Annotated in this window: 16 protein-coding genes; 2 read left to right on the forward strand and 14 right to left on the reverse strand. The window is 66.5% G+C overall.

Features of this window, described 5'->3' with window-relative positions; all coding sequences use genetic code 11:
* The 6 genes from BN1130_RS22685 to BN1130_RS17380 form a co-directional block, all read right to left on the reverse strand.
* The coding region (locus BN1130_RS22685; protein ID WP_198135302.1) for an efflux RND transporter permease subunit at positions 1 to 869 on the reverse strand (869 nt) is incomplete at its 3' end.
* Positions 870 to 880: 11 nt separating this feature from the next.
* Positions 881 to 2,005 (reverse strand): efflux RND transporter periplasmic adaptor subunit, encoded by a 1,125-nt coding sequence (locus tag BN1130_RS17355; RefSeq protein WP_042043511.1) that lies wholly within the window; start codon positions 2,003 to 2,005, stop codon positions 881 to 883.
* Positions 2,002 to 3,453, reverse strand: a complete 1,452-nt coding sequence (locus tag BN1130_RS21370) for an efflux transporter outer membrane subunit (protein ID WP_052448254.1) — start codon at positions 3,451 to 3,453, stop codon at positions 2,002 to 2,004. Before BN1130_RS21370 ends, BN1130_RS17355 begins: the two co-directional genes overlap by 4 nt.
* A gap of 11 nt (positions 3,454 to 3,464) precedes the next feature.
* On the reverse strand, positions 3,465 to 4,442 hold the full coding sequence (locus BN1130_RS21375; RefSeq protein WP_052448255.1) for a lipocalin-like domain-containing protein: 978 nt from the start codon (positions 4,440 to 4,442) through the stop codon (positions 3,465 to 3,467).
* 95 nt (positions 4,443 to 4,537) lie between these two features.
* A complete protein-coding gene (locus tag BN1130_RS17375; RefSeq protein ID WP_042043515.1) occupies positions 4,538 to 5,041 on the reverse strand; it encodes a DUF4405 domain-containing protein in 504 nt (167 codons plus the stop codon).
* 35 nt (positions 5,042 to 5,076) lie between these two features.
* On the reverse strand, positions 5,077 to 6,018 hold the full coding sequence (locus BN1130_RS17380; protein ID WP_042043516.1) for a quinone oxidoreductase family protein: 942 nt from the start codon (positions 6,016 to 6,018) through the stop codon (positions 5,077 to 5,079).
* 110 nt (positions 6,019 to 6,128) lie between these two features.
* On the opposite strand from BN1130_RS17380, the gene BN1130_RS17385 reads away from it, so the two are divergent.
* Complete coding sequence (locus BN1130_RS17385; RefSeq protein WP_042043592.1) at positions 6,129 to 6,560, forward strand: MarR family winged helix-turn-helix transcriptional regulator; 432 nt, start codon at positions 6,129 to 6,131, stop codon at positions 6,558 to 6,560.
* 22 nt (positions 6,561 to 6,582) lie between these two features.
* On the opposite strand, the gene BN1130_RS17390 is transcribed toward BN1130_RS17385, so the two are convergent.
* The 5 genes from BN1130_RS17390 to parA form a co-directional block, all read right to left on the reverse strand.
* Positions 6,583 to 8,553 carry a relaxase/mobilization nuclease domain-containing protein gene (locus BN1130_RS17390; protein WP_042043517.1) on the reverse strand — a complete coding sequence of 657 codons (1,971 nt, stop codon included), beginning with the start codon at positions 8,551 to 8,553 and terminating at the stop codon, positions 6,583 to 6,585.
* Positions 8,554 to 9,001: 448 nt separating this feature from the next.
* A complete protein-coding gene (locus tag BN1130_RS17395) occupies positions 9,002 to 9,589 on the reverse strand; it encodes a S26 family signal peptidase (RefSeq protein ID WP_042043518.1) in 588 nt (195 codons plus the stop codon).
* Complete coding sequence (locus BN1130_RS17400; protein WP_042043519.1) at positions 9,586 to 10,143, reverse strand: DUF2840 domain-containing protein; 558 nt, start codon at positions 10,141 to 10,143, stop codon at positions 9,586 to 9,588. Before BN1130_RS17400 ends, BN1130_RS17395 begins: the two co-directional genes overlap by 4 nt.
* On the reverse strand, positions 10,140 to 10,409 hold the full coding sequence (locus tag BN1130_RS17405; protein WP_042043594.1) for a hypothetical protein: 270 nt from the start codon (positions 10,407 to 10,409) through the stop codon (positions 10,140 to 10,142). Before BN1130_RS17405 ends, BN1130_RS17400 begins: the two co-directional genes overlap by 4 nt.
* The gene (parA, locus tag BN1130_RS17410) at positions 10,406 to 11,044 is read right to left on the reverse strand and encodes a ParA family partition ATPase (protein ID WP_042043521.1); all 639 of its coding nucleotides are present in this window, start codon (positions 11,042 to 11,044) and stop codon (positions 10,406 to 10,408) included. Before parA ends, BN1130_RS17405 begins: the two co-directional genes overlap by 4 nt.
* Here parA and BN1130_RS22690 point away from each other — a divergent pair.
* Entirely contained in the window at positions 11,043 to 11,183 is a 141-nt protein-coding gene (locus tag BN1130_RS22690; protein WP_198135304.1) for a hypothetical protein, read from the forward strand. The two genes, parA and BN1130_RS22690, sit on opposite strands and share 2 nt — an antisense overlap.
* A 162-nt stretch (positions 11,184 to 11,345) precedes the next feature.
* Here the strand turns inward: BN1130_RS22690 and BN1130_RS17415 are convergent, their stop codons facing one another.
* The 3 genes from BN1130_RS17415 to BN1130_RS17425 all read right to left on the reverse strand — a co-directional run bounded on the left by BN1130_RS17415 (position 11,346) and on the right by BN1130_RS17425 (position 13,393).
* Entirely contained in the window at positions 11,346 to 12,191 is an 846-nt protein-coding gene (locus BN1130_RS17415) for a replication initiator protein A (protein ID WP_042043522.1), read from the reverse strand.
* A gap of 26 nt (positions 12,192 to 12,217) precedes the next feature.
* Positions 12,218 to 12,499 (reverse strand): helix-turn-helix transcriptional regulator, encoded by a 282-nt coding sequence (locus tag BN1130_RS17420; RefSeq protein WP_042043523.1) that lies wholly within the window; start codon positions 12,497 to 12,499, stop codon positions 12,218 to 12,220.
* Positions 12,500 to 12,622: 123 nt separating this feature from the next.
* Positions 12,623 to 13,393, reverse strand: coding sequence for a DUF2285 domain-containing protein (locus BN1130_RS17425; protein ID WP_042043524.1), 771 nt, complete (start codon positions 13,391 to 13,393; stop codon positions 12,623 to 12,625).
* Positions 13,394 to 13,645: the final 252 nt, after the last annotated feature.

Consider the following 13,645-nt stretch of genomic DNA (forward strand, 5'->3'; position numbering starts at 1 on the left):
GCGCCAGTGGTACGCAGGATCTCGAAGCCGATTACCGGCCTGCCGTCGAGGGAGGCACCACTTCGGCGCTCAGCTGTCGCATCGGACACCGTGGCCACCTGATCCAGGCGCACGACATGGCCACCGGGCAATGGGATTTCGATGGCCGCCAGGGCGGCCGCCGAAGGTACGGCGACGACCGTGCGCACGGTCTGTTCGCCGCTGCCCAGCCTGGCAAGCCCTCCTGGAGCCTCGCGTTGCATCTGGACGAGCCGACGCGATACATCGGCGGCACTCAGGCGCAATGCCAGCAGCCGATCCGGGTCCAGTTCCACGCGCACCTCGCGGCCCACGCCGCCCACCCGGGTGACGGCACCGACGCCGGGTACAGCGAGCAGGCGCCGGGTGACCTGGTCATCGACGAACCACGACAGCGCTTCGTCGTCTATGCGCGACGATGCCACCGTATAGGTCAGGATCGGGTCATTCTTGAACTCGATCCTGCTGATGATGGGGTCACGCAAGGCTGCCGGCAGGTCCGCTCGCACCCGGGCCACTGCAGCCCGCGTGTCGTCCAAGGCTTCCTGTGGCGGCTTCTCCAGGCGGAACTCCGCCGAGACCGTGGCCACACCGTCCTGTACCGTCGTGTGCAGGTGTCGTAGCCCCTTCATGGTGGCCATCGCGTTTTCCAACTTGCGCGCCACCTCGGTTTCCATTTGGGCCGGCGCAGTACCTGGCAGGCTAGCCACGACACTGACCATCGGCAGGTCAACTTCCGGGAAGTTCTGGACCTTGGCGGTGCTGAAGGCGATCAGCCCTGCTGCTGTGAGCATGGCGAACAGCAGAATGGCCGGCACGGGTTTGCGGATCGACCAGGCGGAGAAGTTCATGGTCGTCCCCTTCAGCGCGTGGTGGTCTGGGGGGATGCATTCGGACTGGCGGCGGCGAGCCGCACCGTCAGGCCATCTGCCAGGAATCCGACGCCGGACTCGACGACTGCCGTGTCGGCGGCCAGCCCCTCGCGAATCTCCACCCGATCACCGCGCCTCGCGCCCAGCGTCACCTTCTGCTGCCGCACCTTGTTGTCTTCGATGTGGAAGACATAGCTGAAACCGTCGCGCAGCAGGACGGCGGTTTCGGGCAGCGTCAGCACCGTGTGTTGGTCCAGCAGAAGCTCACCACGGGCGAACTGGCCGGCGCGCACCTGAGCGGCGGGCTTGAGGTCCACGTACACGATGCCGGTACGGCTTTGCGGATCGATCTGCGGCGAGATTCTGCGCACTCGGCCTTCGACGGCCTGCGTGCTGCCTGGTGCGATGCGCACGGTTTGGCCGGGCGCTACGCGCGCAAGCTCCGGTCCTGGCAATTCGGCGTGCCATTCAAGCCGGCCCTGGCGCTGCAGGCGCATGATTTCTGCCCCTTCTTGCACGAGCGCGCCTTCAACCGCAGGCCGGACGCTGATCACGCCGTCGTCCGGCGCGCGCACTTGGGTGTAGGCCAGTCGCAGCGAGTCGGCCTGCACGCGCGCGCGGGCTGCGGCCAGACGGGCTTGTGCGGCGTCGCCGGTCGTCAGGGCCTGATCGAGGGCCTGGGCTGACAAGACCTCGGTGCCCTGCAATGCCCGGGCGCGATCGGCTGCGCGGCCAGCCTCTGCGGCACTGACCTCGGCCTCCTGAAGGGCAGCGCGGCTCGCATTCAGATCGGCTTCGAGCGTGCCGGGGCTAAGTTGAGCCAGGAGCTGCCCCTTCTTCACCCGGTCGCCGACATCGACCAGCAGCCGCGACAGGCGCTGTCCGCCGATCTCGGCGCCGATCACGACTTCCTGCCAGGCAGCAATGCTGCCGACGGCGTTCAGCGTCTGCGGCCATTGCTGTGCGGTGGCGAAAGTGCGCTTGACCGTCAGTGCCGATGCAGCAGCAGGGGACGGCGGGGATTGAGCAGCGCTGCGCGTGGTCGCCAGCAGCGCGGCGCAGGCAATGGAAAGGACAACGGTCGCAGCGAACAGATACACGAGGTGACGCTTCATGGTTGAGCAGCCAGTTGATCGGTGGGATTGGGTTCCGCGTTCCAGCCACCGCCAAGACTGCGGTACAGACGGAACCAGGCCTGCGCCTGATCCGCCTGCGCGGTCAGCAGGTCGTCGTGCGCGGTCAGGGCATTGCGCTGTGAAACAACACGTTGCGGGCCGCTGTGCAAGCCCACTTGCGCCTGCAAGGCGGCGCGTTGTGCGATACCTTGCCACTCATGCGCCACCGATTCGGCTTCTCGCTGACGGTCGCGTGTGGCGGCCATGCGCTCAAGCGATTCCTCGACCTCGGCGACGGCGGTTTGCCACTTCCCTTGCAAAGCCGCCGCCGCTTCATCGCTCTCAGCCAGCGCCGTCTGGCTCTGGGCACGGCGTGCCCCGCCATCGAACAGCGGCAGCGTTAAACTTGGGCCGAAGGACCAGAGCGAACTCACCGAACTCTGCCCGCCCACACGCAGGCGCGTTTCGCCGGCCAGGGCGCCCAGGCTGAGCTGGGGGTAGCGCTGGGCATCCGCGCTGCGCTGATGGGCCAGCGCGGCTAGCCAACGCTGGTGGCTCGCGGCCACGTCTGGCCGCTGCGCCAGCAACTGCGCTGGCAGCGTGTGGACAGTGAAAGTCGGCACGCTGGGTAGCACGCGGCGGGGCGACGCCCAGACGCTGGGCAAGGCGGGGGCCTGCAACTCGGCCGCCAGCGGACCGGCCGGTACGCCAAGCAGCAAGGCCAGTTCCTGCAACGCCACTTGCGCCTCGGCCCGCTCGACGCTGCGACGGCTGGCGGCGAGCGATGCATCGGTCTGCAGCAGGGCCGCGTCACTCGCGTTCATGAGCCCAACCGCCTGTTGCTGGCGCCCCCATGCGGCAAGCTGGGCCGCCAGCAGCCCGTCGAGTTCGGCAACTTCCTCTCGCGCCTGTGCCAATCGCAAGTTCACGAAGGCCGCAGCCACGTCGGCCGCGAGTGTCACGCGGGCGGCGTGCCAGTCGTGCTGCGCGGCGACGGCCTGTGCCGCCTGTTCGTCGGCCGCGCCGCGCTGGCCGCCAAAAAGGTCGATCTCCCAACTGGCATTGAACTGGGCGTCCGACTGGATGGAAACGCCTGGAACGCTATTGAGGTTCTTGCCCCGGCTCGATGTGGCACTCACCCCGAGTTGTGGGAGCAGTCCGGCGCGGGCTTGCTTGACCAAGGCACGCGCCTGCCGGTGTCTGGCGGCGGCCACCTGCAGGTTCGGGTTGCCGGCCTGCGCGCGTTCGATCAGCTTGACGAGCATCGGGTCGGGAAATGCCTTCCACCAATCGGTGAGTGCCGCCATCGATCCGTCATGGGGCAAGGGCGCGCGCCAGACCTCGGGCAGGTCAACGGCCACCGGCGCGCGCAACGGCGCGCTGGCGCAAGCTGCCAGCAGTAGGGCCAGCCCGAAAGGCGCGATCAGGGACGACAGGCGAAGGGTCATGGGTCGTCTCATCAGGCTTGCCAGTCGCCGACCATTTCGACGTAGCAGTAGCCGCTGACCTTCTCGCCACGCACGGTGCCGCTGACCGAGCTCGCGCCTTCATAGCGCGCATGCAGGCCCCTGACTTCCTGCTCGCGCGGTCTCGCGACCACGTCCAATTGCATGTCGAGCGTAGGCACCAACACCTGCCATCGGGTCGGGAACCGGGCGCCGGATTGCGGGCTCAACCAGTAGTCGCAGGCGCCACCGATGAGCGGCGCCAGGTCGGCAACGACGTGCCTGCCGCTCTCGTCCAGCACAGTCACCCACGCATTTGACTTGCCATCCATGCCATTCGCATCCCAGAGGCTGATCCGCCAGCCGTTGCTGAGATTGAGGTCCATCCAGGTCCACCTGCCTCGCGGAGGGCCAAGCGGCTGCTTCTGCCATTGACGGTCGAACCAGCTCACGCCCGATGCCGGGAACTCACGACCGTCGATGGTTAGGCGGCCCGTGGTCTCGAGCGTCGGGATGGAATACTGGAAGACGTCCATGCCCAGCATGTCGAACCGTCCCGTGCCTTTGTTGTAGAGCGGATGGCCGACGGCCTTCAGAGTCACGTCGATGCTGGCGCCCTTGATCTGCGCATGGACACGCAGCTCGTCGAGCGTTCCCGAGAGCGAACTGTGCGGCGTCTTGACCAGCAGCCGATCCGAGCGGACGTTCGCGCGAAAGATCGGGTGGAAGCCGTGCTGCACGCCGTACCAACCCGTGGTCTCATCGGTGATGCTGGCCGCGCTGTCCACGCCCACGGTGATTCCCCTGATGCTCAGCGCAAACAGGTGGACCAGGTAGTTGAGCGTGTGACCCTCGGATTCAAAGTGGCCGATCACGAACCACGAGTTGAGCGTGTAGCCCCGCTTGTGTGCCAGGTCCGCGACGATGTCGAGGGCCGGAACGGCTCCCGCCGGAGGTGTCGCCAGGTTCTTGGTCAGTAGAGGGATGTTCATGTAATTGCTTCCAGGTTCGGTGTTAGACACTGCACTCCAAGCGTGGTGAAGCGCGACAGACGTAGTTGCGAGGAAACCTTGCTCGGGTGCGGCATTCACTCGCGGAGGATGACGAGGCCCAGGATGTGGAACTCATCCTTGCCGTGCGCCTCTGCCAGTTCCTTGATGTTTTGCTCGGGTGTCGCCGTGATGCCGTGCGTCTTGAGCTTCGCCAAAAGCTCTGCTTGGTCCGTGCGTGTCACGTCAGCGAGTGCAGACAGCGGAGCCTCGATGAGCGCGTTGGAGATGGGCCACTTCAATTGGGGAGCCGTGATGCGTCCGAAAGAGAGCGTCGAGACAACCAGAACGATGGCAAAGATGGCCACGTTGGCTCGCCCCCAATTGGATTGGAGGTGCTTCGTGAGCGGACGGAAGTTCACCGCGATGTGGCCGCCTGCGCCGAGAAGGAAGAACCACGAGAACCACTCGTGCGCGAAGCTGAGGTATCCCGGCACCACGTCGAAGAACATCAGGACACCAGTGACAGCCATCAGGATGAACGAGCCGATCGTCAGTGGCGTGGACCAAGTGCGCAGGCTGAAGGGTTTGGCTGTTCTCATTCCAGTCTCCCGTTGAACCGATCGCGGACCGTCCGTCATGGCGTGAAGACAATGCGCTCGTTGCTGTGAGCCGCCTCGGTCCACGCCTGCTCCACGTTGCACAGCGGCAGGGCCTTCACGTCGATGCGGAACGTGCCGCGCACGATCTCTTTCACCAGCGCTGGCAACGCCATGAGGATGTCGCGCCCCGACACCGAGCCGAGCCCGCTACCCACGATCTGGAGATTTGCAGAGCGCAAGAAAGCGCCCGAAATGGCAGCGGCTTCCCCCGCCATCGAGCCGATGTGTATCCAGGTGATCGGCAAGCTGCGATCCGCACGTTGCTTGAGTACGGTCTCCATGACGCGCACCGCACTCTCCCCCCAGACGAAATCGAGCACGACATCCACCTCGCGAGCGAGGGCACCCAATCGGGCATCCCCCAGCGGCACGATCTCCGTGGCGCCAAGCGCAGGCAGCCTCGAGAGCTTGTGTTCGTCGCGACCTGCGGCGATGACCTGCGATGCGCCCAGGTGCCGGGCGATCTGCACGGCCATGCTTCCTGAGCTTCCGGTGGCACCGAGAATGAGCACCTTCTGCCCGCTCTGAAACGGCACGCGGCAACGCAGCGCGAGCCAGGACGCCATCGCGGGATTCATCGCGCCGGCAATGGTGACTGCGTCGCTGTCGAGCGGAAGTTCGATGCTGTGGTCGAGTTCAATCACCGTCCTGTCAGCCATCGTGCCGATCTGCCCGGGACCCTGCACGAAGTAGCGCAACTTGCCGTCGGTACCGCGCCCGACGCCATCGATGCCGGGGACGAGCGGCAGCCCCCCGCTGCTGGAGTAATGAACGCCTGAAGCCTGGCCGCGAGTGACGTGATGCAGGCCGGCCGCGAGCACTTCGACGAGCATTTCTTCCGGCCCTTTGGGCGCGGGATCGGCGTAGTCGCCGTAGTGCGGCGGTTGGTCGAACGAGGATATGACAGCAGCTTTCATCGGGCTCTCCTTTGGTGAACACAGGATCAATAAAGTTCGTATTACGATCTATTATTGATGCGTAATGCGAACTATGTCAAGATGCAGCCACGATGAAAAAGCAAAGATCCATGAAGCAAGCCTCCGAGCCCGACAAAGGGCTGGCCGATGCACTTGTGACGACCTCCTTTGTCACAATGGCCGTAATCAACAAGATTGGCGCCGAGAATGACTTGTCGCTCTCGCTGATCCGCGTCTTAGGAATCCTGTCGGATCGACGCCCGCGAATGACCGAACTCGCCGACTACCTTGGGTTGGAGAAGCAGACGATGTCGGGGCTTATCGCCCGAGCAGAAAAGAGGGGGCTAGTGGCGCGAGCGCCGAACGAAGAAGATGGAAGGGCGACAGACGTTTTCCTGACGAGCGATGGGTCCAAACTCGTCAAGCGGCTGCATGCCCAGGGGAAACAGGCACTGGCACCGCTCGTCGAACAGCTCAGCGCGTCAGATCAGCAGCTCCTTCAGGAGCTGCTTCAGCGCATGCTCAAAACTCGGGAAAGTTGAAGACCAGATGTGTCGGTGCGTCCTATCTTTGTAGTCTTTGCTGCCGACCAATCTCCCACGAGACTGCACCACTCCGCATCGTCGCGGCGATCTGCTGCCCCAGCCGTTGCTCGATCACCGGCTTCCAGGGCACCAGGCTGAACCCCTTGCCGTCATCGAGCATGGCGTAACGCCCGCTGGCCAGCATCACGCTGCGCCGGTAGATACCGCTGACGCGCTGACCGTCGCCCACCGGGCGGTGCTCCAGGCTGGTTTCGGCGGCAATGTCCTTGGCGGCTTGCGCCAGTTCCCGATTGCGTAGCGTGCCCAACAGGTTCCGGGCGAGGATCACGCGCTGCCCGCGTCGCTCTGCCAGCCCCTGTTCGGCCAGGAAGTCGGCGCGCTGCTGCATCGCCTGCTTTGCCTCGCCACCAAAGCCCAGGTCGCCCAGGCCCGAGCCGCCGCCGATCAACTGCTGATCGAGCCAGGTGGCGCCAATCACGCGCGCCTGCCGCTCGATAGGCAGGTGCGATTTCAGTTCCACGGCCACACCGCCCAGCCGCTGCGCGTCGTACTGACGGCCACGTTCCGGCAGGTCGTCCGGCACCTTCCATAGCCCCTCGGCCACACGCTCCACGATGCCGGCCCGGCGCAGGGCCTCCAGCCGGCGGATGTGGGCGGCGACAACCTCCTGCGGGTCACGTCCCGGCTTGGCTCGGCCTTGCTCGATCGCCAGGTGATGATCGGTGCGGTACAAGCCATCGCTCGCCAGCGCGGCGATGTTCTTGTCGGCTGCGCGCACGTCGGCCGATCCCTTCACTACCACCACGGCGCCGGTCGGATAGTTCGCCAGTTCGTCGCGGGCGTTGAGCGCAATATAGTGGGCCTTGCCGTCCACCCCGTCGATGACCAGATAGCCCCGGTCGCGCAGCTCGTCGGCCAGCCCCTTCGCGGCCACGCGGCCGATGATGGTGCGCCCCTCGTCGCGCGGCTCGAACACCGCCAGTTCGCGCGGCTGGCCGCGCATGGCCCGCTGCATGGTGCGGATGATGTCGCCACGCTCGCCCAGGGCGCGCAGGGTCTTTTCCGCATCATCATGCACGGCCCAGGTGTAAGGCTTCGTCTCGTCGGCCAGGCCCAGGCGCTGCAAGCGTTGCAAGCGGCCGATCAGCATCAGGCGCTGGCGCTGCAAGTGTGGTTCGTTGAAGCGCTCGACATGCACCAGGCCATCGTCGCCGGCCTCGCGTTGCAAGGTGCGATCCAGGTTCGTCCACCGCTCCTGCTCCACCTCGCGTCCCAAAGTCCGCTGGATCTCCAGTTCGGTGCGCGGTCCCAGCCATTCGGTCGCCAGTTCGGCGGCGCGATGGCGGAAGCCGTCGGCGATGTAGTCGCCCGCGATGATGAGGTCTTTGCCAGTGTCGTCGCGCCCGCGCACGACGATGTGCGTGTGCGGGTTGTCGGTGTTCCAGTGGTTGACGGCCACCCAATCGAGGCCTGTGCCCAGGTCGGCCTCCATGCGGCCCATCAGGTGCCGCGTGTAGGCGCGCAGGTCTTCCAGCTCGGCGCCATCCTCGGGCGAGAGAATGAATCGGAAATGGTGCCGGTCGTCGGCGCAGCGTTCCTTGAAGGCGTCGAGGTCGGCCGTGTCAGTCTGCGGCCCGTAGGCTTGGCCTGGCTCGCCATCACGCCCCACGCCATCGCGTTCGATGTAGCGCAGGTGCTTGGAGAGCGACTGCGGACTGGCCCGCTGGTGATTGACCAGCAAGGTCTTGATGGTCACGCGCCGCGACATGGGCGTGAGCTTCGCCCCCGCGAAGCGCGCCGCCGTGTGGCCGCGTCCCAGGCGCGAGCCGGGCCGCTGGCCGGTGCCACGCGCCGATGCCGGACGGCGCACCGTGGACTTGCCGCCGCTGGCCTTGCCTGTCTGCTTGAGCACCTTGGAGACGAAGCCCTGGCCTCGGTTCTTCGGGGCGCTGGGGTGGATGCGGAAATCGTCGTCGCTGCGGCCGGTCATGGCGGTGCCCTCCGCAAGTTCTGGCGTGTCCGGTCGTGCGAAGCACGCGGAGATACCTGCATTGGCGCGGGTCTCGCGCCACAAGCGGCACGGCGGCGAAGCCGCGCTGTGCTGCGCCAATCCCACGTGCAGACTGGCTTTCGACGCGGCCCGGTGCCGCGTTCTTTTGTCTTGCCTTCCGCCTTTGCCCTTCGCTGTCGCTCCGGGCGTCGGCGGCCCAGTGGCGCTGTTGCACCCGCAGCCAGCCCGCCGGCGAACGCGGCGACGGCCATAGGCCGGGCGCATTCGAGCCAAGACGCCTGCACATTGGATGGCTGCGCCGGATGTTGCGCGAAGTGCGGCGCGGATGCGCTCGCATTGCACGCGCGACGACACGGCAGCAGCAGCCGGACCGACATGCCCGATGGCACGACTAGATGCACGGCAACGTGCAGCGAATCGGCGGCCATCATGGGCGTGCTTCCAGCCAAACGGGATGCGCAACACCGATCACGGTGGATGCGCTGACGGGGCCGAAATACCGGCTGTCGAAAGACGCCGGATTCGTCACGCTCAACAGGAACAGTTCGCCAGGCGCAAGGCGGCGGCATTGCGGCCAGGATGGCAGCGGCCGGCCCAGCCGGTCGGCAGGCAGCACGGCGGCCGAAGGCACGCCGTCGATGCGTACCTGACCGGCGACGATGCAAACGTGTTGCGGTGCGACTGCGCCCACACGTTTGAGCAGCGGAATGTGCGTCGGCAGGTAGCCGCGCTGCGCAGCCAGTGCGGCGGCCTCGGCCGGCAGCGGCACCAGCACGATGCTGTCCACGGACAACGGACGTGGCAGCGAGGCGGTGCGCGGGTCGAACGGTTCGATGCGATACCAGCCGACCGCCACGCTGTCGGATGGGTTGTACGTCAGGCGCGGCAGCGGCGACACGAAAGCCGCCCAGGCCAGCGCAGCGAGGCCGCAGGCGGTCAGGCCCGCGAGCACGATGAGAGCGCGCAGGCGCGAGCGAGGACGCGGCGAGGCGGACGAAGTGGAAACGGTCGTCATGGCAGCACCTTCCCGGCGAGCCAGGCGGCGTGCCGCTCGGCGGTGTATTCGGGCAGCGGCAGGCGCGCCGCGAGCCGGTTGCCCAGCGTGCGCCAGTACGCGGGCGAGACGGCAGACGGGGCGATGCCCAGCGCCTCGATGGCGTCGATGCGTTCCAGCACGGCGCGCACCGAGTTCTCGCCTTCAGCGTGCAGCAGCAGGCGCGCGCCAGGCCGCACGCCGGGGATGCGCTGCAAGGCATCCAGCGGCGTACCAGCCTGCATCACCATGAGCTGCCAGCGGATCGTGCCGTAGTCGTTGGCCTGCCAGCGCACGCGGCAGAACATCGCACGCGGCAGGAACACCGCGCAGCGCCGCCAGCGGTCGAGCTGGAGCGTGCGCGCCGGTTCGCCGAAGCGCAGGTAGAGTTTGAAGCGCGGTTCGATGTAGGCCAGCGATACGCGGGTCAGCGGCACGTTGCCGCCCTGGCCGGCGAGTACCGCGAGCGACGGCGCAGCCGGAGGCGATGCGGCAGCCGTGGCCGCGTTCTCGGCGGGTGCAGCGGATAGGTTCATGGCATGTTCTCCGTGCGGTTTTCGGGAAACTCCCGCTCCAGCAAAGCGCGCAGCAGTTCGGCCACGGTCACGCCCCGCGTGAAGGCCGACACCTTGATGCGCGCCCGCATGGCGGGCGTAATGTCGAGGGTCAGGCGCGCGGTGTAGAGGTCACCCTTGTTAAGCGCATCGGCGTCGCCCTGGCGAATCCACGCTTCGGAGTGCGGATTCGCGGGCGGGCGCGCACCGATACCGACGCGCTTGCCGCGTGGTGGCTTCGCGGTCATGTTGGCCACCGCAGCAGTTCGTCCACCAGTGCGGCGATCTCGCGTGCGGCTGCACTGTCGGGCGCCGTCTCGCGTGCGAGCCGGCCAGCGGCTACGCTGTCTGCGAACACGATGCGCTGGCGAACCTCGGCGCGCAGCGCTGGCAGCGGTTGTTCGGCCAGCGACTGCCGCGCCTCCCGACCGATCACCGTGGTGCTGACGCGCCGGTTGATGACGAAGGCCGCGCGCAGCGCAGGCCGGAACACCTGGGCCTCGCGGATCAGTGCCACCATCTCGGCGCTGGCCCACAGGTCGTAGGGGCTGGGCTGTACCGGGATCAGCACGCGCTCGGCCGCCAGCAGCGCGGAGCGCGCCAAGGCGGCGATGCGCGGCGGCCCGTCGATGATGACGTGATCTGCCCGCCTGGCGAGTTCTGGCGCTTCCTGGTGCAGCGTTTCGCGAGCTAGGCCCACGGCGCTGAACAGCCGGGGCAAGTCTTGCTGGCTTCTGCGTTGCGTCCAGTCCAGCGATGAACCTTGCGGGTCGGCATCCAGCAGGATGACCGACTGCCCGCGCATCGCCAGTTCGCCGGCGATGTGCGTGGCGAGCGTGGTCTTGCCGACGCCGCCTTTCTGGTTGAGCAAGGCGACGATCATGGCGCGGCCCTCCGATCTGGAAAGCCAGCGTGGTTTTGCCTTGCCGGACGGGGTTGGTTTTGGGGCTGTTCTAGTCTTTGGATTGGTGGCGCTTTTGGGCTTTCGGCAGTTGTCCACCGAAACGGCGCGCTTCTACTAAAAGTTAGAGATTTATAGTTAGGTAAGTTAGAGGGAACGCAAACCCGCGCCGTTATTGGCTTTTCGGCGTTTTCGTACTCCTGATAGCACGATAGGCGTACTCCTGATAGCACGATACCCGGTACTCCTGATAGCACGAGGCCGTCCACAGGCTTTACCGCAGTTATCCCCGTGCCGTATGCAGCACGGGCCGGAAGGTCAGCAGCTCCAATCCTTCGTCCGGCATCACCTCGATGCCGAGGACGTAGCCGGGCAGCGACTGCCGCGCTACCAGGAGGCGCAGGTCGTAGGCGAAGTCCGAGAAGCGCGCCGCGCTGCCGGACTTGCGGTGCAGATGCCGGAAGTCGAATTGCCAGCCGTCCGGCTGCTTGCCGCCGTGCTTGCGCACGAGGCGGTACAGCCAGCGTTCGATGCCGCCTTTGAGGCGGAAGTACGCGGGGTCGATGGTCAGCACCAGGGCGGCGTCCACCACGCCGGCATAGAACCAATCCGGCAGGATCAATTCGAGGCCCAGCGGCACGCCGCTGGGGTCGGCCAGTTCCTTCCACTCGTTGATCCACGAGAAGCGATGCAAGCGCCTTCCCGTGGTTTCGCGGATAGACGTGGCCACGCTGGTCGATTGCAATCGGTCGAGCGCGGCCTTCAGGCGCAGGTAGTCGTTGAGCGACGTGCCGCGACCGATGAAACGCAAAATCTCGTAAGGCGTGGCGCGTATCCAGCGCGACGGACGAATGCCCGCGTCGCGCGCTTCCACGATCTGAGAGGCGGCCCAAATCAATACGTCGGCATCCCAGATGGTGGCGATGCCATGCTCGGCGGTACCCTCCACACGGATGGTGATGCCGCCCGCTCGAAAGTCGATCGGCGCGGTGCGCCGCGACTTGGCGAGCGAGAAGAACGGAAAGGCCATCAAGTCCTGGCTGTCGCGCGGCGCCATGTCGCCCGGCAGCGCGCGGAACAGGTCGAGCTGTTCGCGCTGCGGCAAGGCTTGCCCTGGTGGGCTGGACATGGCGATGGCCACCGGCGATGCACCGATCAGCGCGCACGGCTGTCGGCCGAATGGCTCTCGGCGTATTCGGGGTCGGACGTGGCCTCATAGCTGCGCGCATCAGCCCAGGCGTCGAGGTCGCTCACGGCGTACATGACGCGCCGGCCGAACTTGCGGAACTTCGGGCCACCACCGATCACGCGTTGCTTCTCCAGCGTGCGAGGGCTGAGGCGCAGATACTCGGCGGCCTCGTCGTTGGTCAGGTAGCGTTGGGGCTGCGCGGGCGCAGCGACAGGAGCGGCGGCAGGCCGCAAGGGAGCAGGTCGCATGGGATGGTCCTCCATCAAGCCCGGCCACACCACGCGGCCGGATAGAGGCACTTTCAAGAAAGCAAGGCTTCTTGCTAAGGGACGACTTGCAGGGGATGCGAAACGTCCCCCCTCTTATCTCTGCTAGTGCAGGGGGAACGACGGAAGCTGTGCCAGGCGGCGATAGCCGGCGCGCATCAGCGCATCGCCACGGCGCACCAGCCGCCGCACGCGGGCACGCAGGGCGCTGTCCTTGTGCCAGTCAGCCACGACGGCATCCGCGCCGAACAGCCCTTCGGCCACTTCGCGCAAGGACGCGCCCGCCAGGGTCGCGTCGAGCGCCTGGAGCGTGTGCAGTTCTAGCAGCGCGGCAGGCGTTGGCCGGGAGCGGGCCGCCGCCGCAGGCGCGGCCCCTGTTGCGGTGGACAGCGCATCCAGCCCGGCCGCCAGTGCGCGGTAGCGTGCGCAAGGCGTGGCACAGGCGCGGATGGCGTAGAGGTAGGCCATGCCGTCCTCCAGCCCAGGTGCGAGTGCGAGCTGCACGCAGCAGCCGGGCCATTGCGCCGTCAGCACAAGGCGTTTGCCATCGTGCATCAGGTGCTTGCGTCCTGGGACGTTCCAGAACTCGAAGGCCTCGGCATCCGGCGGCGGGTCGCCGTCCGGGTAGAGCTGGATGACGCCATCGTGGTCGGGGAACCACGATGGATGCGCGTCGCGGGCATCCAGGGCGGGATCTTCCAGCAGGCGCAAACCCCAGCGATGCACCGCCTCCGGCCGTCGGCGACGGCGCAGCCAGTCGCGGCGGTAGTCGGGGTTTCGGCGCAGGTATTCCCAGGCCAGCGCGGGGCCGTCCAGGTGCAGGACGTAGAGGTAGGCAGCAGTCGGATACCAATGCTCGGCGTTCGGTTTAGCCATGACGCACTCTCCCTGTCGTTCAGCAGGAACGTCGCCAAGGATTCCGGCGTGCGGGAGCGATCAAACGGCCATCAAGTCGTCATCGAAATCGGGGTAAGCTGTAACGGCTGGTGTCAAGACTGATTCGCTCCGGGGCATTGCTGAAATCGTCTGAATGCGACGGCTGAAACGCCGGGAAATTGGCGCCAGCATTGGGCACCGTGCCGAAGTCCGCGCCAAAGATCATGTCGATTTCGGTCTGGCATGCACTCG

This window comes from Aeromonas rivuli (assembly GCF_000820045.1).
Classification (GTDB): Bacteria; Pseudomonadota; Gammaproteobacteria; order Enterobacterales; family Aeromonadaceae; genus Aeromonas; species Aeromonas rivuli.

Bases quoted from the DNA above. Each gene is read 5' to 3' on its own strand.
- BN1130_RS17390 (WP_042043517.1), bottom strand. From the start codon at position 8,553: ATGACCGGCCGCAGCGACGACGATTTCCGCATCCACCCCAGCGCCCCG.
- parA (WP_042043521.1), bottom strand. From the start codon at position 11,044: ATGATCGTCGCCTTGCTCAACCAGAAAGGCGGCGTCGGCAAGACCACG.
- BN1130_RS17405 (WP_042043594.1), bottom strand. From the start codon at position 10,409: ATGACCGCGAAGCCACCACGCGGCAAGCGCGTCGGTATCGGTGCGCGC.
- BN1130_RS17425 (WP_042043524.1), bottom strand. From the start codon at position 13,393: ATGGCTAAACCGAACGCCGAGCATTGGTATCCGACTGCTGCCTACCTC.
- BN1130_RS17355 (WP_042043511.1), bottom strand. From the start codon at position 2,005: ATGAAGCGTCACCTCGTGTATCTGTTCGCTGCGACCGTTGTCCTTTCC.
- BN1130_RS21375 (WP_052448255.1), bottom strand. From the start codon at position 4,442: ATGAACATCCCTCTACTGACCAAGAACCTGGCGACACCTCCGGCGGGA.
- BN1130_RS21370 (WP_052448254.1), bottom strand. From the start codon at position 3,453: ATGACCCTTCGCCTGTCGTCCCTGATCGCGCCTTTCGGGCTGGCCCTA.
- BN1130_RS17385 (WP_042043592.1), top strand. From the start codon at position 6,129: ATGAAGCAAGCCTCCGAGCCCGACAAAGGGCTGGCCGATGCACTTGTG.
- BN1130_RS17420 (WP_042043523.1), bottom strand. From the start codon at position 12,499: ATGCGACCTGCTCCCTTGCGGCCTGCCGCCGCTCCTGTCGCTGCGCCC.
- BN1130_RS17415 (WP_042043522.1), bottom strand. From the start codon at position 12,191: ATGTCCAGCCCACCAGGGCAAGCCTTGCCGCAGCGCGAACAGCTCGAC.
- BN1130_RS17380 (WP_042043516.1), bottom strand. From the start codon at position 6,018: ATGAAAGCTGCTGTCATATCCTCGTTCGACCAACCGCCGCACTACGGC.
- BN1130_RS17400 (WP_042043519.1), bottom strand. From the start codon at position 10,143: ATGAACCTATCCGCTGCACCCGCCGAGAACGCGGCCACGGCTGCCGCA.
- BN1130_RS17395 (WP_042043518.1), bottom strand. From the start codon at position 9,589: ATGACGACCGTTTCCACTTCGTCCGCCTCGCCGCGTCCTCGCTCGCGC.
- BN1130_RS22690 (WP_198135304.1), top strand. From the start codon at position 11,043: ATGGCGCGGCCCTCCGATCTGGAAAGCCAGCGTGGTTTTGCCTTGCCG.
- BN1130_RS17375 (WP_042043515.1), bottom strand. From the start codon at position 5,041: ATGAGAACAGCCAAACCCTTCAGCCTGCGCACTTGGTCCACGCCACTG.